The 18,858-nt window shown below is 47.7% G+C and carries 16 protein-coding genes; 10 read left to right on the top strand and 6 right to left on the bottom strand.

Going from position 1 to position 18,858, the window contains the following annotated elements; translation table 11 throughout:
- Positions 1-338 precede the first annotated feature (338 nt).
- From A596_RS00475 to A596_RS00435, 9 genes are read left to right on the top strand one after another with little or no spacing between them, the layout of a single operon-like run.
- The gene (locus A596_RS00475; RefSeq protein WP_039911872.1) at positions 339-1,136 is read left to right on the top strand and encodes a polysaccharide biosynthesis/export family protein; all 798 of its coding nucleotides are present in this window, start codon (positions 339-341) and stop codon (positions 1,134-1,136) included.
- A 30-nt stretch (positions 1,137-1,166) separates the two neighbouring features.
- Complete coding sequence (locus tag A596_RS00470) at positions 1,167-2,525, top strand: Wzz/FepE/Etk N-terminal domain-containing protein (RefSeq protein WP_039911871.1); 1,359 nt, start codon at positions 1,167-1,169, stop codon at positions 2,523-2,525.
- Positions 2,522-3,385 (top strand): CpsD/CapB family tyrosine-protein kinase, encoded by an 864-nt coding sequence (locus tag A596_RS00465; RefSeq protein ID WP_052417079.1) that lies wholly within the window; start codon positions 2,522-2,524, stop codon positions 3,383-3,385. The genes A596_RS00470 and A596_RS00465 overlap by 4 nt, the downstream gene beginning before the upstream one ends.
- Positions 3,386-3,418: 33 nt before the next feature.
- The gene (locus tag A596_RS00460; protein WP_052417078.1) at positions 3,419-4,675 is read left to right on the top strand and encodes a hypothetical protein; all 1,257 of its coding nucleotides are present in this window, start codon (positions 3,419-3,421) and stop codon (positions 4,673-4,675) included.
- Positions 4,665-5,804 carry a glycosyltransferase family 4 protein gene (locus A596_RS00455; protein WP_039911870.1) on the top strand — a complete coding sequence of 380 codons (1,140 nt, stop codon included), beginning with the start codon at positions 4,665-4,667 and terminating at the stop codon, positions 5,802-5,804. The genes A596_RS00460 and A596_RS00455 overlap by 11 nt, the downstream gene beginning before the upstream one ends.
- Complete coding sequence (locus A596_RS00450) at positions 5,780-6,829, top strand: glycoside hydrolase family 5 protein (RefSeq protein ID WP_084127855.1); 1,050 nt, start codon at positions 5,780-5,782, stop codon at positions 6,827-6,829. The genes A596_RS00455 and A596_RS00450 overlap by 25 nt, the downstream gene beginning before the upstream one ends.
- 23 nt (positions 6,830-6,852) lie before the next feature.
- Entirely contained in the window at positions 6,853-8,064 is a 1,212-nt protein-coding gene (locus tag A596_RS00445; RefSeq protein WP_235425581.1) for a GumK N-terminal domain-containing glycosyltransferase, read from the top strand.
- A complete protein-coding gene (locus A596_RS00440; protein ID WP_052417077.1) occupies positions 8,061-8,831 on the top strand; it encodes a WecB/TagA/CpsF family glycosyltransferase in 771 nt (256 codons plus the stop codon). Before A596_RS00445 ends, A596_RS00440 begins: the two co-directional genes overlap by 4 nt.
- A complete protein-coding gene (locus tag A596_RS00435) occupies positions 8,828-10,318 on the top strand; it encodes a lipopolysaccharide biosynthesis protein (RefSeq protein ID WP_039911868.1) in 1,491 nt (496 codons plus the stop codon). The genes A596_RS00440 and A596_RS00435 overlap by 4 nt, the downstream gene beginning before the upstream one ends.
- A gap of 194 nt (positions 10,319-10,512) precedes the next feature.
- Here the strand turns inward: A596_RS00435 and A596_RS21790 are convergent, their stop codons facing one another.
- Genes A596_RS21790 through A596_RS00420 form a run of 3 tightly spaced genes read right to left on the bottom strand, consistent with a single transcriptional unit; the run spans position 10,513 to position 13,949 of the window.
- Positions 10,513-11,265, bottom strand: coding sequence for a glycosyltransferase family 25 protein (locus tag A596_RS21790; protein WP_052417076.1), 753 nt, complete (start codon positions 11,263-11,265; stop codon positions 10,513-10,515).
- Positions 11,266-11,281: 16 nt separating this feature from the next.
- Positions 11,282-12,490 (bottom strand): hypothetical protein, encoded by a 1,209-nt coding sequence (locus A596_RS00425; RefSeq protein WP_039911865.1) that lies wholly within the window; start codon positions 12,488-12,490, stop codon positions 11,282-11,284.
- Positions 12,491-12,494: 4 nt separating this feature from the next.
- Complete coding sequence (locus tag A596_RS00420) at positions 12,495-13,949, bottom strand: undecaprenyl-phosphate glucose phosphotransferase (RefSeq protein ID WP_200882829.1); 1,455 nt, start codon at positions 13,947-13,949, stop codon at positions 12,495-12,497.
- 308 nt (positions 13,950-14,257) lie between these two features.
- On the opposite strand from A596_RS00420, the gene A596_RS00415 reads away from it, so the two are divergent.
- Positions 14,258-14,761, top strand: coding sequence for a M48 metallopeptidase family protein (locus A596_RS00415; RefSeq protein ID WP_039911864.1), 504 nt, complete (start codon positions 14,258-14,260; stop codon positions 14,759-14,761).
- 113 nt (positions 14,762-14,874) lie between these two features.
- On the opposite strand, the gene A596_RS00410 is transcribed toward A596_RS00415, so the two are convergent.
- The 3 genes from A596_RS00410 to A596_RS00400 form a co-directional block, all read right to left on the bottom strand.
- A complete protein-coding gene (locus A596_RS00410; protein WP_052417075.1) occupies positions 14,875-16,512 on the bottom strand; it encodes a di-heme-cytochrome C peroxidase in 1,638 nt (545 codons plus the stop codon).
- 154 nt (positions 16,513-16,666) lie between these two features.
- Complete coding sequence (locus A596_RS00405; protein ID WP_039911863.1) at positions 16,667-18,208, bottom strand: helicase HerA-like domain-containing protein; 1,542 nt, start codon at positions 18,206-18,208, stop codon at positions 16,667-16,669.
- Positions 18,209-18,233: 25 nt separating this feature from the next.
- The gene (locus A596_RS00400) at positions 18,234-18,857 is read right to left on the bottom strand and encodes a YceI family protein (protein ID WP_235425580.1); all 624 of its coding nucleotides are present in this window, start codon (positions 18,855-18,857) and stop codon (positions 18,234-18,236) included.
- Position 18,858 lies beyond the last annotated feature (1 nt).

The raw sequence follows: 18,858 nt of genomic DNA, 5'->3' as shown, positions 1-18,858 counted from the left end.
GGAAGGATAAAAAATAGGCGCGCATTGTACACCAAGGCCCTAAACACCTTCTACGCCAAAAAACCCATGAGCAGCAGCAAATTATTTCATTTATCCCTGCCCTAATAACAAATTTACACGCCAGCGCACCAAAAATGCACAATTTGTTAAAAAACCCACCTTTTCCACGGGTGAGATTCTTACTTTCACCCATTAAAAGCCGTTTTTTTATTCTCTAAACCCAAACCAACCTGAACAAGATCGCATTTTCCAAAGGTCTTTTGCGACTTTGCGAAAATCGGCCCCGCTTTTGCAAAGCCAAACGCAGTCTTTTTTTGTTAACTGCTCAGGGAACCTAGATGAAGTGTTTTTGGCAATGTTGTTCGTTCGCGTTATTGGCGCTTTTACCCACCTTGTCGCTGGCCGCAGAAACGGCCTACCGGTTAGGTACTGGCGATGAAGTTCGTATTACTGTTTACGGTCAACCGGAGTTGACAACCGATGCCCAGGTCAGCGAACAGGGTACGGTAACTGTTGCATTGATTGGCGAACAGGTAATCGCTGGAAAAACTACCGCTGAAGCTGCCCGCCTTGTCGCCGAACGCTATCGCAATGGTGATTTTTTAAAGAACCCGCAAGTTAATTTGTTAGTAACCCAATACCGCAGCCAGATCGTTTCCATCCTGGGCAAAGTGAATCGCCCCGGCAAACTGGTATTGGAAGGTCCAACCAGCCTTACCCAAGCTTTGGCGTGGGCCGGTGGTGTTGCCCAGGGTGGCAGCGAAAAAATTGTACTTACCCGTGTTCGCAATGGCGCACAGGAACGCACCGAATACGATTTACAGCAACTGCTGAACCTGGATGCCAGCGATGCCCGCCCGATCTGGTTGCAGCACGGCGACACGCTTTATATCCCCGGTGAGGGCCGTTTTTATCTAAACGGTGAGGTGAATAAACCGGGTATGTATCTGTTGGATCGCCCGCTGAATGTAATGCAAGCGCTGGGAACCGGTGGTGGCCCAACTGCGCGCGGCAGCGAATCCAGCCTGCGCCTGTTACGGGTACAACCGAACGGATCAGTAAAAGAACTGCGCGCCAAACCTGAAGATCTGATTCAGGATGGTGATGTTCTGATTGTGAAGGAAAGCCTGTTTTAATTAACCGCAAAGGTTAAACGGAGAGCCGCAATGACTATCAATAGCCTTTTAGCCATTTTATTTGCCCGTAAGTGGGTAATTCTGATTACAACGGGAGTGGCTTTGTGCCTTGCCGTAGTTGCCCACCTGTTAACCCCCAGAACCTTTACCGGAACCACTGAATTGATAGTTGACGGGCGCGGAATGGACCCTATCAGTGGCCAAATGCAACCTGCGCGACTGATGACCGGCTATATCGCTACCCAGGCCGATATTATTCGCAGCCGCACGGTGATCAATAAAGTTATTGACCAGATTGGACAGCAAAAACTGTTAGCTGCCGCCGGTTTAACAGCCACGCCGGATGAAGAAGTCAATCGCCGGCAGTTACAGGGTTTCCTTGGCCAAGGGCTGGAAGTATTGCCCAAACGCGATAGCAATGTATTGAGCATTGCCTTCAAAGCAAAGGATCCGGTTTTGGCGGCGGATCTGGCTAACGCATTTGCGCAAGCTTATATGTATACCAACCTTGAGATGCGCGTTGAACCCGCGCGCCAAACCAGCGAATGGTACAAAGCACAGTTGGCCAGTCTTAGAACCGATCTTACTGATCGCCAAAACAAGCTCGCGGCATATCGTGAAGAACACAAAATTATCGCCGGCCCGGATCGCCTTGATCTTGAATCTACCCGTTTGTCCGAGCTTTCCACGCAATTAATGGCGGCGCAAACCGAACGCATTAATTCCCAGAACCGCCGCGATCAAATTGCCACACAAAAAATCGACCCTGAAAGCCGTGCGATGGACAATCCGCAGGTTCAACAGCTGGCCGGTGAGCTGGCACGCGCCGAAGCAACATTGCGCGATTTGGGTAATCAGGTTGGCGAAAACCATCCCCGTTACGCACAGGCCCGGACGGAAGTGGCGCAGTTGAAACAACAACTCAAGCGCCTGCTGGAGTTGATCAGCGGTAGCTTGCGTTCTTCCGTGGAGTTGTCCAAAGCGCGCGAAGAACAAATCCAGAAAGAACTGGCGGCACAAAAAGAATTGGTGCTGCAACTGAATCGCCACAAAAACGAGTTAGCGTTGTTTCAACAGGAGGTTGATAACGCCCAGGCTGCTTACGATTCTGCGCTTGCCCGCAGTGCCCAAACCCATTTGGAAAGTCAGATATCGACTACAGATATCGCTGTGTTAAACCCTGCAATTGCCCCTAACAACCCAACACCATCCAAGCTTGCCGTTATGTTGATCCTGGCGCTGGTGGGGGGTGTATTGGCGGGAGTTGCAGCAGCGCTGGTGTGGGAGTGGCTGGATCAGCGTATCCGTACAAATGCGGATATCGAATCTGATTTGGATCTACCACTACTCACCTGTATCCCCCTTGGAGTATCGGAGGTACGGTCATGAACGATTTTGCACAGGCGCTAAACCCGCCACAATTACCCTCTAAAATAGGTTCGATGCTGGTTGCCAGAGGCAAACTGGACGATAAGGATCTGCCGCGCATTGCTATCGCCCAAAAAAAATATGGGCTGAGGTTTGGCGCTGCAGCACTCAAACTGGGCCTTGTATCGCCAGAAGATATCAGTGCGGTCATTGCCGAACAATTCGCTTACACGCCGCCACCGACAAGCAACAGCCCCCTCGCCCGTGAATTACATTGTTTGTTTGCACCGGACTCTGCCCGCTCGGAAGCGGTGCGTAGCCTGCGCAGTGAATTGATGTTGCGTTATTTCAATTCTCGCCCTGGTGCCGGCTTGACATTATTGGGGGCGGAAAACCCGAAAATGCTGGCGCTCACCGCCGCCAACCTGGCAATCAGTTTCGCCCAAATCGGCCTGAAGACGTTGTTAATTGACGGCAACCTGCGCAAACCTGGCATGGACCAACTCTTCGCCCATAACTCACATCGCCCGGGCTTGACCGATGGTCTCGCGGGACGCGGCTCCCTGGTTGCATCATCTGTCGCCGAGGTTGATGGCTTGTGGTTTATCAGTGCCGGAACACCCGTTCCAAACCCGCAGGAATTGCTCGCCAATCGAACCAGCCAGCAACGCTTGTTTGAACTGCAAAACAGTTTCGACATAACCCTGATCAACACCGCCCCAATGGATACCAACCGCGATGCCCAGTTACAAGCAGCCCAAACAGGCACCGCGTTACTGGTAGCCCAACGACATCAGAGCAAAACCAAAGCGCTTGCCAGCATTTGCGCGCGTATGAACAGCCTGAACGTCCGGTTATTGGGCGTTGCTCTTTATGAGTAACGCGGCTTTTGCCATCAAGAGCGTTAAACGACGATGAACACCCTGAGTATCAACAATCCGGTTAACCAGAAAGCAGACACTTATATCTGCCTGATTCTGGTGTTTGCCGTTACGTACCAGGCGTTCCTCTGCTTGCTCAACACGTTCGGTTTTCCCGCGTCAATCGCCGTGGTCGGGGCATCGGAAGCGTTGATTATGGGAGCGTGCCTGCCCATTCTAATGCGCAGGATGGCAGTTCAATTGATTGCTGTCCTGGCCATTTCAGGCGCATTCTTTTGCCTTGCCGGTATCACTAGCGGGCAGTTCAATGTGAAAGCTGTGCGCGACATCCTTATCCCCTTATGGTTTCTATGGCTAGGCTACAACCTCGGACGCCCGGACGTTGCCGAACGGGCGTTGAAATGGATATGTATGGTGGTCATCGCCATAGGTACCTTTGAAATGTTTTGGCTGGATACCTACACACGTTTTTTTGATATCTACGGTTACTACCTGAATACCGGGAACATCACCCCGGTTACCGATTATGTTCGCGAAAGCCGCTTGCAGCTAAATGGCATTCGGCCTGAAGGCATAGGCAGGACTTTTTTCCCGGGCCTCCTGGGTAGCCATCGCGTTTCTTCGGTTTTCCTGGAACCTGTTTCACTCGGCAATTTTGCCACTATCGTCAGCGCCTGGGCGCTGTCTTATGACGCGAAGGACTGGCGCAAAGCATTATGGTTTCTGGTCGCTGCCTTCGTGATGATCGTTATCGCTGATTCGCGTTTCGCGTTGGTGCTCGTCCCGACAATGTTTGCGATGCGTTTATTCCTCCAGGGAAAAGCGTTTTATTTCGCCAGCCTCGCTCCACTTGCCGGCGTCACCCTGGTTATGGCCATGGGTTTCACCACCGTCGAATACACCGATAGTTTTTCCGGTCGCCTGGCACTTTGTGGTTGGGCACTTGAAGAGTTTGATTTGCAGCGCCTGCTCGGCCTGGACCTCGCGCCCAGTTATGGTGATATGGGTTATGCCTATCTGATTTCCCGCTTTGGCTTGCCATTATGCCTGCTGCTGTGGGCCGGATTTTGGTTGCTGCCCAGCCCGGATGAGCGCGCCAATCGCTTCAGGGCATTTGTCGCCGTCTATGCCGCGCTGATCCTGAGTGTTAGCGGAACGTCCTTATTTGCATTTAAAACATCAGCTTTGCTGTGGTTTTTGGTCGGCTGCCTGATTCAGCGCCCCGCCCTCGCCCGCGAACCCGGGCCCGCCCTACCGATCCAACCAAAGGAAATTAACTATGGCCGTTAGTGTCGCTCACGTAGTTCGCCAGTATTTGCCGTCCATAGGCGGCATGGAGGAAGTGGTGCGCAATATCGCCCGTGCACAGCGGGCGACCCAACATGTAAAAATCATTACGCTGGATCGTTTGTTCCGCGATCGCAACGAGCGCTTGGCCAAGCGTGAATATATTGATGGTATTGAAGTCATCCGCTTGCCATTCAGTGGTTCCAGCCGCTATCCGCTGTGCCCGCAAGTCTTGAAAGAATTGGCCGGGGTGGATCTGGTACATGTCCACGGTGTGGATTTCTTTTACGATTTCCTTGCTGCGACACGCTGGTTACATCGCAAACCGCTGGTACTCTCCACCCACGGCGGTTTCTTCCATACCAGTTTTGCCTCACGCGCCAAACGCGCTTATTTCAACACCATAACCCGGCTCTCTGCCCGCGCCTATAACCGGGTAGTTGCCACAAGCAGCAATGATGGCACCCTGTTTGAACCCATCCTTGACCAAAATAAACTGGAAGTTATCGAAAACGGGGTGGACATCGAAAAGTTCACCAATGCCGGCGCCAGGTTACGCCAGCCGTGCATGATTTATTTCGGGCGCTGGTCGTCCAATAAAGGCATTGAGCAAACCCTGCTGGACTTCCAGCAATTGCACAAAAATGCTCCCGAATGGCGTTTGATTCTTGCGGGAAGGGAGTTCGACCTTACCCGGGCGCAACTTGAAAACCATATCGCCAGCCTCGGACTGACCGAAGCGGTGCATATGGAAAGCAACCCCACCAACGAGCGATTACGCGAACTAATCGCTATGGCTAGTTACTTTGTTTGCCTCTCGCGCCATGAAGGATTTGGCATAGCGCCCATCGAAGCAATGAGTGCAGGGCTTATCCCGTTACTGAGCGCAATCCCGCCATTCCAGCGATTGGTGGATGAATCCGGGTTAGGAGTAATTGCTCTCCCGACCTCTCCCTTGCAACTGAACATCCCGGAGTTACTCGCCCTGCATCAACAGAGCGACACCCGATATCAGGAAATGCGCGCAGCAGCCATAGCATTTAGCCAGCGTTACGCCTGGCCGGCTATCGCTCGCCGCTACATGAGCCTGTATGAGGAGTTGGGACTATGTGGATCAAAACAGCAAAAGTGATAGCGTTCGCCGCATTACTGACAACATTTCAGGTAAGTGCCCATTGCCTGGACCAGACGCGATTAACCGGGGTTAACCTGGCCGGAGCGGAATTCAATTCCAAGAGCCTGCCGGGGAAAATCAATAAGGATTACACCTATCCCACCCGTGAAGAGTTTGAGTTTATTGCGGCCCAGGGCGCAAACGTTATCCGCTTGCCCATTCGCTGGGAACGTATTCAACCCAGGTTGGATGCACCTCTGGATGAAGCGGAATTGGCGCAAGTTATCATGGCCCTGAGCCGTGCCAAAACAGCGGGCCTGTGCGTAATTCTGGATATCCATAATTATGGCCGTTACTACAATGACCCGATCAGTTCCGCTGCATTTCAAACAGCATTTGTCGATCTCTGGCGCTCATTGGTAAAAGCGCTGGATGAAAAACATTTCCTGGCCCTGGGGCTCATGAATGAACCCTCTTATCTCTCCCTTGCGGACTGGGCTGCGCTTGCCAAGCGTACCGTTGCGGCATTGCGCGCTGCCGGAGCCGAACAATTAATTTTTGTGGGTGGTGGTGGCTGGAACGGTTTGCATAGCTGGTTTAGCGAAAAAGACGGTGTTTCCAACGCTAAATTATTTGCTGACTTGAAAGACCCGTTGAAAAAAACGGTGATTGAAGTCCACCAATACGCCGACAAAAATTATTCCGGTACGGCGATGGATTGTTATCCGCCAGAGCATTTCAATGCGTTATTTGAGCGCATCCAGACCTGGGCCAGAGACAACGGGCAGCAATTGTTTCTGGGCGAGTTCGGATTTTCTACCACCCCCGAATGCCTCACCACCCTCACCCATTTCCTGAAACTGATGGAAGGCCCGGAATGGAAAGGCTGGACCTATTGGGCCAGTGGCCGTTGGTGGGGTAAATACGGTCTTGCATTAAACAGTTCCCTCACTGAACCCTCGCCCCAGTGGCAACCTTTGAAGAAGGCTTTCTTCAAGAGCACCGAGGTGAAAAATCGCCCGGAAGCTCCAAGCCCTCTATAAACAGACGCTCCAAGGAGATCAATATGAACCAGCCGTCGCCATCCTTTGCCAAGGAAAACGCTGAACCATCAGCACCATTGAATCAGGACAAAACCAACTATCTGGTGCTGTCGGCCCATGATTTTCGTTCTCCACGTAAAGCGGGAATGCACTTTATCGCCACTGAGTTGGCCAAACTGGGTAACACACGCTTCTTTTCCCTGAGATACAGCATGCTCTCCCGCTACACGCGCGACCCGCGGCTATCGCTGGATAACATTGCCAACCGCATCGGCATTTACCAGGGCATTGAGTGTTATTTATGGAAAACATTTATCCACCCCTTCAACACGCGCCGCCGTTGGTTGCGTCCGCTGGAACACGTACTGTTTTCCTGGTATGCACGCGGGCGCAATCCGGTGTTACGCCAATGGATTCGTGAAGCCGATGTAATTTTGCTGGAAAGTGGTATTGCACCCGTGTTCTTCGACTTGATTAAGGAATTGAACCCAACCGCTAAAGTGGTTTATCGCGTATCTGATGACCTGGGCACAATCCAGGTTGCCGGTTATATCAGCACCGCATTTAAAAAAGCGGCACCGCGCATGGACACTGTGGCGCTGCTCTCAAAAGCGATGAAGGATGGTGTTCCTGCCGATTGCCCGGCAGTTTTCGTCCCCCAGGCAATAGACCATACATTGGCAGACAAGGGCGATCCATCACCTTATGGTCCGGGTATCCATGCCGTATCCCTTGGGTCGATGCTATTTGACCCGGAATTTTTTGTGCTTGCCTCGCGCAGGTTTCCGGAAATCCATTTCCACGTGATCGGGAGCGGCAACCCTCGCCATCCCGATTATGGCCCGAATGTCCATGTATATGACGAGATGCCGTTCCTGCAAACCCTGCCCTACATCAAGCACGCCAAATTTGGCCTGGCACCCTATGCGAACGCCAATTTGCCTATCTACTTGCGCGATACTTCGCTAAAGCTGACCCAATACGAATTCTTTGGAATTCCTGCTGTGTGCCCACATTTGATTGCCGGTGATTACCAAACCCGTTTTGGCTACACGCCCGGTGATGCAGACTCCATCGCCACAGCAATTACCGGAGCATTGGATTACCGTCCCACCGCAGACCGTAAAACCGTTCTCAATTGGCAACAAGTAGTAGCGCGCTTGCTCAACCCGCAGGACTTCCCCGATACCTCAATGGGCTCCGAGTCCGCACTGACTGCCGGAGGTAGTCGATGAACCAGGTATTGTCATCGACGGCAGATAGCGGCTACCTTCCGCTGGGTGGCTTCCAGTTACTAAAAACCACTGGCGAGGATTTGCTGGAGGAATTGCGCAGTCGATTCCATAACGGCCAACAAACCGCGCTGTTTTTTGCAAATACCAATTTCATCGTGCAATGCCAGGCACTGCGCGATGAAATGACAACCGATACGTTGATCATTAACGACGGCGTAGGTATTGATATCGCAACCTGGTTAATTCATCGCACCCGTTTCCCCGAAAACCTTAACGGCACTGACTTCACGCCTGAACTGCTGCGCCAATTGGGAAGCACTGCCAAAGTATATTTATTGGGTGGCAAACCCGGCATCGCGGAACGCGCGGCGCAAAACCTGCGCGCACAAAATATCCACGTTGCCGGTGTGAGTGATGGTTACGCACAAGCGCGTGACAAAAACCAATTGCGGCAAACCATAAATGACAGTGGTGCAAATGTATTGCTGGTGGCGATGGGAAATCCATTGCAGGAACGCTGGATTCTGGAAGAACGCAATCAACTCAATGCCACATTATTACTAGGCGTCGGTGCCCTGCTCGATTTCCTTGCCGGTGACAAACCACGCGCACCGGATTTGGTGCGCAAGCTGCGCCTGGAATGGTTTTATCGTTTATGCCTGGAACCGGGCCGTTTAATTCGCCGCTATACGATCGATATTTTTCGCTTTCTCAGCCTCTGCCTGCGCGAACATCGGAATACCGAGCGAGGGAGCCCGGCCGCATGAACCTGAAGCAGCATTTTGGAAAAAGTAGTTTATGGATGAGCATTGCCGCCAGCGGCAGCAGCCTTGTGAGTTTCATGATTTTTGTATTGCTGTCACGACTGCTAAGCCCGGAAGATATTGGCTTGATAGGTTTTGCAATTATCCTGATTGAGTTGGGAAAAATTTTAGTAACTGCAGGTTTGCCACAAGCGATAATACGTGAATCGGATTGGGACGAGACCAGAGCCAATACCAGTTTTTATCTGAGCGTATTTTTTTCTCTCGGCGTTAGCCTTGCCGCCTATACATTAGCGGCTCCCATTGTGGCGGAACTCTACGATCCGCGCATGCATACAATCCTGCAGGTTCTCTCCGTTATCTATTTACTGGAGGGAATCAAGATTGTCCACGAAGCAAAAATCCGGCGGGAATTTTTGTTTCGTTCACTGGCGATACGCACATTATTAAGCGGGTTAATATCCGGCATAGTGGCTGTAGTGATGGCATTCAATGGCTTTGGTGTCTGGTCTTTAGTGTGGCAGCAAATTATCAATCAAATATTAATTACTGTACTTACCCTCAACACGGTACGTTGGTGGCCAGGATTACATTTTTCCATCCCCGAAGCCAAAAAACTCCTGGGCTTCTCTACTCCACTAACAATTGCACAACTGATTAATAATCTCGCCAGCAAAGCCTATGAGTTATTGGTAGGCGTTTTAATCGGGCCTGCAGCATTGGGGTTTTTCCGTGTTGGTGGTCGGGCACTCTATATCGTGCAAGACATCGTTATTAAGCCATTTGAAAAAACGTTCCTGCCGGCCTTAGCGCAAATGAATAGCCAGGAGCAGCGCGCTACGGGAACCTTGCGGTTGATTCGCTTAACAGCGTATTTTTGTTTCCCGATATTTTTTGGTGCTGCTGCCATAGGCCCTGAATTTATTACCCTCGCCTTCACCGACAAATGGACTGAGAGCGGCCACGTAATGACCTTACTCGCACTGGGAATACCACCACTCGTTGTAGGCTATCAGGTAAATACCGCATTAACAGCAAGTGGCCACAGCGGTTTGGTGATGTTCCTCGCGGTGTTGGCACTGGTATTAAACCTGGCGCTGGGAGTATTGCTAGTCAGTTATGGAATATTTGCGGCAGCCGCAGGGTTTGCATTACGCACTTATTTAAGTTGCGCAGTGGAAATGATTTTATTCAAACGCATTTTTGCTATTGATGTCATCCGCCAGGTTCGCAATGTCGCTCCCAGTTTCTGCGCGGCCGTCATTATGTTTGGCGTTCTATTACTGCTGAAAAAGTACTTGCCTGACGATATTCATCTGGCAATCCGTTTATTATTTATTGCCGGTGCAGGCGCCGTGATTTATACAACACTAATGTCGTGTATTTTCAGAGGTGAGACTCGTTTCTTTCTTGCGGAAAGTTCATCACTTGCTCCCGCAAAAGCAAAACCGGCAATCAATAAATTACAGCGGTTTTTGCGGTTAGCATAATTATTCACGGCAGGATCGCGTTATCGATCAAAACATTAGCCATAAAAAAGTTGCGCGTTAAATTAACGCGCAACTTTTTTAATTTTGAATCTTTTTAAGTTTTAATTTTTTTAATTTGTCTGGCTTTTAAATTGTTTAGTTTTCGAATCTATATTGATTTCGCTTACAACAAGATGATGAGTACCAATCAATAATCAATACTGGAAGGGAACACGTTTATACCCAACCAGGGTACGGTAAATTGCAGGAATCACATCAATAAAACGATCCTGGCGTAGAGTCTGTGTAGGTGCTTCAATATTACTAACAAAACCAATTTTGCTGCCTTCTTGTTTATCCTGGGTTACCAATGCAGGGCTTGACTGCAGGATAGTCAGTGTTGGTGTAATGACTGATTGTTCATAATTATACAAAATAACATCTGCCGGGTGATGGTATTGCGGTGCAAGTTCAACCAGCTGGCGAGCAGTACGACGATTAATTAAATACCCCCCCGCGCACCAGCTTGTCGTTTTGACACGATAAAAATTTCGCTTACCTGCATGGATTTTTGTTGAGCGATCCATGAGCAAACGATTTGTGGATGTATCCAGACGCACCAAATCAATATCGTCTGTTAGCCAGCCATCGTCGGCAAATAATTGACTCAGCACTGGCGATAAATAAACATCATCCTCAAATACCGCCGCAAAACGATCATTACCCTCGGCAATTTTTTTCCACACCCCATAGTGACTTAAAAAGCATCCCATCTGGCCCCGCATCCAGGTTTTTTTCCCATCGCGGGGACGTTCAGCCACAAAACGTTCAAATTCCTCTACTGGAAATAAACGGCCATCCACAGCAGGGAAGCGCTCTACAGGAATACCCAGGCGCTCAAAATTATCTTTCATAAATGCCAGGCGTTCAGTGTCCTTATCAAGATTGATAAGATGGCTTTTAATCATGACATCATCCTCCACATTAAAAATCCCATTGCAAACCAAGATGAGCGCGGGTGTAATCAAAATCGCGGATAAGCACTAATGATTCCCTATCAACATAAGTCGCCGCAAACTCCAGTGTCAGCTGTTTTGCAAATGCATAACGTAATTGCACCGGAGTAATGCTAACTACTTTTTCAGTTGGCGCTGCAAACGCATTGCCAGGTAAATAATCATATTCGCTTTTATTAGCCGAAAAAGACCAGGTCAGGTTCCGCATTAACGCCCAACTCAACTGTGCATATAAAGAAACAATTTGATCCGGAGAATCATTCATTTCGCCTTGTGCGGGCTGCGCCTTACGAGCGCCCCACAAAGTCTTGATTTTTCGTGTAATGTCCCAGTTATATTCAATACTTATTTCATCGCCATCATCTTCGTTGATAAGACCATCGCGCTCGAAATAAGCCCACTGAAAATCAATACGTGATTTTGGAGATAAAACCCATTCAGTATTAACTTCCGCGCGAATAAAATCAAAATCGAATTGATTTGGTGCATAGGCTAATGCAGCAACATTTCCTGATTCGATTTCAGCATCCGCTGTTGCGTCCGGGGCAACAGACAAAAAACGGGGTGATAAATATTCACGCTCACCATAAGCACCGCGAATATTTATCCGTGACTGCCCGGGGAAATGATAAGAAATTTGTGCCGATGCCTCATCTTCATCAAACTCCATCGATTTACGCTTTGGATTTGAATGTTTTTTTGACGAGTGGCGCCCACCCAGCAACAAACTCAAGGAATCCAATCGCCCGATATCGACATATGCATTCCAATCATCGCGCGAAACAATATCTTGTTCGACGAACTCCAGCCTATCAACTGCGTAAGCCTGACGTTGCCACAAAATACCTGTGCGTAGCGAATCTGCCCAATCACTTTTCCAAAAACCACTACCGGCGTAATAGCTTTCATCCATCTCTTCGCGCACGTCATATTCCAACTGGCTTGCGCGCGCGCGTAAATTCCATTGTTGGGATTTGTACGAATGATTAACAGAAAGTGTCGCATCAAATTGGGAATAGTGTTCGCTATCCGGTTTTTCATGGAGGCGAGCAAAATTGCTGTCCCAATAATGGTTAGCTCCGAGCGTTACACTCACATCATTTTCTGCAGCAATTCCGCTCAGCGGAATTAAGGCGCAGAGCGGTAATAATACAAAACGGGCCGGCACTCTTGTCATATTTTCAATAAGCCTGTTGGCCCACAAATCCTTTAAAAATCGTTTGCCACAAAATTTTAAGGTCTAATAACACCGACCAGTTACGAATGTATTCCAGGTCATAGGCAATGCGGCCCGACATTTTGTCCAACGTTTCTGTTTCACCGCGGAAACCATTGACTTGCGCCAAACCGGTAATGCCTGGCTTAACTTTATGACGCAACATGTATCCTTTAATTTGGCCGCGATAATATTCGTTATGCGCTACCGCATGAGGGCGAGGGCCAACTAATGACATGCTGCCAGAAATTACATTAAACAATTGTGGCAACTCATCAAGGGAAGTACGGCGTAAAAAATTACCGAATGGTGTCACACGAGGGTCCGAACGTTTTGCCTGGGCGACATTAGGACCATCTTCACAAACACTCATTGAGCGGAATTTCCACACTTTGATAGGATCACCGCCTAATCCATAACGTGTTTGCTTGAAAAACACTGGACCTTTGGATGTAAGCTTTACACCTGCTGCAATCATTAACATCGGGATTGAAAGCCCTAACAACATTAATGAACCCAACACCAAATCTTCCAAACGCTTGGCCCAACCATTATCCACCAGCGGCGAATCGTAGATACTTAATGCAGGGATACCTTGCAAACATGTTAAACGTGAATGCAATAAATCGAAATTAAATACATCAGGAATTAAATAAGGCGATACAGTGGTGTCCGCCAGGCGATTAATGACTGAATGCATACGCAACTCTGCGCGCATTGGCAATGTGATGAACACAATGTCCAACTTGCCATCGTGAGCATCTGTATAAAGTTGATCCAAACCACCTTTTACATCTATGTGTTGACCAACGAGACGGCGCCCTACATCAGTATCCGGCGCGCGGTCATCGTAAAAACCCATAATTTTATAACCAAGCCATGGCATGTTGCTCATAGAGTTAATGACACGCAAACCCAGTTCATTCGCCCCTACAATAGCAACGCGACGTGGCTCGGAGGGTTTAGCGCGCAACTTTGCCAATAACAAACGGCGGCCAACATGCATGGCTACAATTGCTGCCGGGGTAATCACCAACCAGGCGCTAATACCAAAAAAACCTGCCTCACTGACGTTGTAAGCCAGTAAAGCGGCGAAGATAAGAAAAATAGAAGTGGCAAACCAGGCTAAAAATAACTGGAGCGATAGTTTCAGCATAGAGTGACCGCGCCACAGATAATAAACCTCATTGGTCTCGGCAAAAAAACCAAAAGCAATTACGGCGCTAATTGCAAAGGCGGTGTGTAAATTAGTCCATTCAATACCCACAAAATGCAATGCAGACCAAAGGAGGAGGACTATCAAGGCGCTATCCAATGCACGGAATAGCGCGAGAATTTTAGAATGGTGGAAACGCACAACTGGCGGTTGGCCAGTTAAGTGTTGAGGACCCATAGCAATATTCGGATGGTGACTGTTCATGTTTACCTCCATGCGATTTACAACTCAATTACCCATCCCCGTTTGCATTTTTCAGGCCAATAAACCTAAGTGTAAAATTGGCTACACATTTTTTTGATCGAAGTTCCAAATTTTTTCCTAATTGCTATAAAGCGCGACACGCATGACTGATGACAACGTGAGTCTCGCATCACCAAAAGGCAGTGCCGCCCCAGGATAATGCAAAAAATGCAGGGGCCAGCCATAAATTACAAAGTGGCGCTGGGTACATCATTCGTATGTGCTTATAATGCATATCCTTATTCCCCAAATACCTCTGATTGCCGGCTATGCATCCGCTAAAATATCTGAACGGTTACCCAACCCAAACACTGCAACAAGTAGAATCACTTATTAATGAAGAACGATTAGGCGAAGTTTTATTAAAGCGTTATCCATATGCCCACAATGTACGCACCGATAACGCGCTCTATACCTACACGCAAACATTAAAAAGCGAATTTATGAGCAAGGCGCAGCCGTTAAGCCGCGTAAGTTACGACAGCAAGATAAAAGTGATACAACACGCACTTGGTCAACATCACTACATCAGCCGTGTGCAAGGCAACAAATTAAAAACAGTCAATGAAATTAAAATCGCTAGCATATTCCGCACTGCACCGGAAGCGTTTTTAAAAATGATTGTGGTGCATGAGTTGGCCCACTTCAAAGAAAAGGAACACAACAAAGCGTTCTACCAGCTTTGCTGTCATATGGAGCCTAACTACCATCAATATGAATTTGATTTGCGCTTATATTTAACGCAGTTAGATTTATTTGGAGAAATTTATTGAGTAACAAAAATACTGCTGGAACACAGGAAAATAATGTAGCAAATACATCTTCATGAAAAAAATTGCCCTGGTTGGCCATGTTTATTCAATATCTTTCCTGCTTATTTAGCACATCATAAACTCTTTATATACTCGACCAATTCCCAACGCTGCTCATCATTTAGCCGGGTTCCGTATTCGTGGCCCGCATTGGAATTACCACGGAGACCTGTATCAAAAAAAGTGGCGCCGGGATGTTCATCAGACATATGGCCAACGTTAACTAAATCCAATTCAATATTACCCACATAAAATGTTTTGGGGCGTTCATTTACCGGCAACAGCAAATCGTAAACTGTGGGCACAGAACCATTATGCAAATAAGGTGCTGATGCCCATATACCATTAATTGGGCGCCCTTTGTAACCCGGAGTGGAATTTTCCGGAGCAGAATTATTAGATTGGTATTCTTTAAAAATTGCTTTAATGGTTTGCCATGGTTGATTAAATAAAGCACCTGCGGCGGTGTGCTTGACCAAATCTAATGGCTTTGTTTCTGCGGGAATCTTATCGCCCGCCAAAACCATCAAACGATCACCTTCCAGGAGGCCGGATTTTACCGAGCGATTATTAAAATTATCACTCATTAACGAATCTGTTCCCACTTCGGTAAGCGGTGTTAACACCACCGTTAACTTTCGCTTTTTATCTGCGCGATTTACATAGGTGTGACATTGTAAGCAGTGTTGATCGTAAAGAATTTTTCCTGCCGCCAGTTTTTTTGCATCCAACTCCCCGGCAAATTCTTTTGGCCATTGCGGTGCAACCAATCGATAAAATTCACGCTGGATATCACCCAGGTTACTAATGCGAATCGAAGACTCATAGGTTAATTTATTGGCAGGAACAGAGACGGTACCATATACCGCTAATGCAGTGATTGCATTTTGAAACAAAGGTCCAGGTTCTTTGTTAGGTGCAGAAGCATTCCATTGCACCAGATCCAGGTGGGATGCATCCCACAACACCGGATAGCTGGTGGGCGCATCAGGTGTATGGATGTTTTCCGGTATATGCAATGCTTCGACTGCTATTGCATTAAATATTTGCCCAAAGGCGTCAAGGCGACCTTTTCCATAAGGAGTGTCTGTTTTATTAATTGCATAGTGTTGTTCCAGTTCGGCAATGCGGGTTTGCAACTGCCCTTTCAAGGCCTCTGCACTTACACCTGACGCAGTATTAATGTGCTTTGAAAAACGCAAAAATTTTTCAGGGTCCGTCAGAGTTGCTTTTAATGCAGCTAATATTGAATATTCAAATTGAGTAAAATCAATTAATGCCTGGCCACCATCAATTCGAATGCGTGTGCCCCGGATACTCACTTGTCCGGTGTGGCAAGCAGCGCAGGTTAACCCGATATAATCGCCATTTTTTTTATCGCTATCGCGAACCAAACCAACAGGCAAACCGTCAGGATTAAACTCATCGGCTTGCACTGTAATAAATCCCAGCGCAGCCATATTGCGGTTATTACGAAAAAGTTCACGCGAATCAGATTGTTCAAGGGCAATAAACCAATCATAAGGAATAAAGCGAGAACCAAAAGAAGTGTATGAAACAGTTTGGCGAGTTTTATGATCCCATCCTTGCGCCAAAAATACTTCGCCTCGCAAATCTCCATTTGCACTTACGTGGTGCATACTCGAAAAAAGGAACAGAATAATTATCGATTTTGAAATAACAATCAGGCCCTGCGTCGTAATTTTTTTCATGCTGCATCCTCAACATTTTCCAGCCAGGCTTGAGCTTCCTGGCTCAAACCCGACATTCAAATTACTTACGCCTTTATTCTGTTCGCCTCCTTCGTGTTACTTACTATAGCCAATGACTGATGACATACAAATTACGCAACCTAACGGCGACCACCTAACGACGACCACCTAATAATGATCCCAAAATACCACGAACAATCTGCCGGCCCAGATTGCTGCCTATAGCACGTGCAGCACTTTTTGCCAGCGCTTCTGCAGCTGATTCCCGTTTTGCATCGGCGCGTTGCGCTTGCTGTTGGACACGAGTTTGCTCACGCTGGATTTGTTGTTGCTGTTTTTGTTGTTCCTTAAAAACACGCTCTTGCTCGATACGCAGTTGCTCCTGAACCTTTTGTTGTTGCTCAGATTGTTGCTGTTGCGTCACGCGCGCTTTCAAAACTTCATAAGCCGATTCACGATCAATCATTTGGTTATAAATAGTTTTATAAGGTGAACGGCTCATAACCTCGTTGCGCTCTTCGGCTGTCAATGGCCCGATGCGCGATCCGGGCGGAGCAATCAATATACGTTCTACAGGTGTGGGCGATCCCTTGTCATCCAATACCGATACCAACGCCTCGCCGATTCCCAATTCGGTAATTACATTGTCGGTAGAAAAAGCTGGATTGGGACGAAAAGTTTGCGCTGCAATTTTTACCGCTTGTTGGTCTTTTGGAGTAAATGCGCGCAATGCATGCTGGATACGATTACCAAGTTGACCGAGCACTGCATCAGGAATATCTGCGGGGCTTTGCGAAATAAAATAAATCCCCACGCCTTTGGAACGAATCAAACGTACAACTTGTTCAATTTTATCCACTAGCAATTTCGGTGCATCATTAAACAGTAAATGTGCCTCATCAAAAAAGAAAACCAGTTTAGGTTTATCAGCATCACCTTGTTCGGGTAAATTTTCAAAGAGCTCGGAGATCAACCACAGCAAAAAGATTGCGTAGAGCTTCGGTTGATTGACCAGCGTTGTAGCATCCAGAATATTAATTACGCCAGTCCCTTCCAGGGTAGTTTGCATCAGATGATTTAAATCCAGCGCCGGTTCACCAAAAAAATTATCGGCACTTTCTTGCCCGAGCATCATTAACCGGCGCTGGATAGCCGCTATGCTCGCTTCACTAATACCACCGTATTCATCTTCCAGATTTTTTCGTTCGTCTTTCATCCAATTGAGCATGGCTTGCAAATCTTTCAGATCCAGCAACAGCATGCCCTGATCGTCAGCAATTTTAAAAGCCGCATAAAGTACCGCTGTCTGGGTCTCATTCAAATCAAAAAAACTGGCGAGCAAGAGTGGCCCAAAATCTGAAATCGTTGCCCGCACCGGGTGGCCGTTTTTTGCATATAAATCCCAGAATATGCATGGAAACAATCGCTGCTGGTAATCGCTAATTTTCAGCAGCTGTACACGCTCATCCACTTTTGGGTGCGGCTTTCCTGCTTTGCCAAGGCCAGAAAGATCACCTTTGATATCCGCCATAAAAACCGGTACACCTGCTTTGGCAAACCCTTCCGCCAATACTTGCAAACTGACCGTTTTACCCGTGCCCGTCGCACCTGCAATCAATCCGTGACGGTTAGCCATACGCAAATTTAATTGCACCGATTGCTGGCCATTACCACCAATCAAGAAATATTGAGACATGATAACTCCTGAAAAAAAGGAACGTTTATTGTTGTTGGAATTCAGCAAAGACTTCGATATCGACTTGATCTGCAACAGCAGGAACCAAATAATCAATACCAAATGTTGAACGTTTAAATGATGACGTAGCGCTGAAACCTAAAGTGTAAAAACCAGTGAGCATGTTGTTGCCACCACCGTTGAAATGAATGGTTAATATAACCGGCGCGGTAATACCATGAAGCTGCAAATCACCAATGAATTCCGCGGTATTTTCATCAATGACATTTACACTATTGGTTTTAAAAAATGCCTGTGGATATTTTTCTGCATCGAACCAGCTACTCCCCTTTAGTGTTTCTTCCAGATCGGTATTATTGACATCTATACTGGCCACATCAATTACAGCAGAGAGCTTTGCAGCAGCAATATTTTTTGGATCATACTCCAAACTGGCATCTACTTTATTAAATCGACCAACAAATGTGGATAATCCCATATGGTTAATTTTGAATAACACCGCCACATGGGTTTGATCCAGCGTGTAAGAGCCTTTTTCAAGTTGGATTAATCCCACCTTCACATTGGGTTTGATTAAAGCTCCACAACTGGTGAGGAGCAACCCGAAAATAAACACAACAAAAAAATTAAACATGGAACTCTTTTTCATC

It is taken from the genome of Cellvibrio mixtus subsp. mixtus J3-8, assembly GCF_000766945.1.
Classification (GTDB): Bacteria; Pseudomonadota; Gammaproteobacteria; order Pseudomonadales; family Cellvibrionaceae; genus Cellvibrio; species Cellvibrio mixtus_A.
The sequence above is the reverse complement of the archived record's forward strand: the minus strand, read 5'-3'. Positions and strand labels throughout refer to the sequence as shown.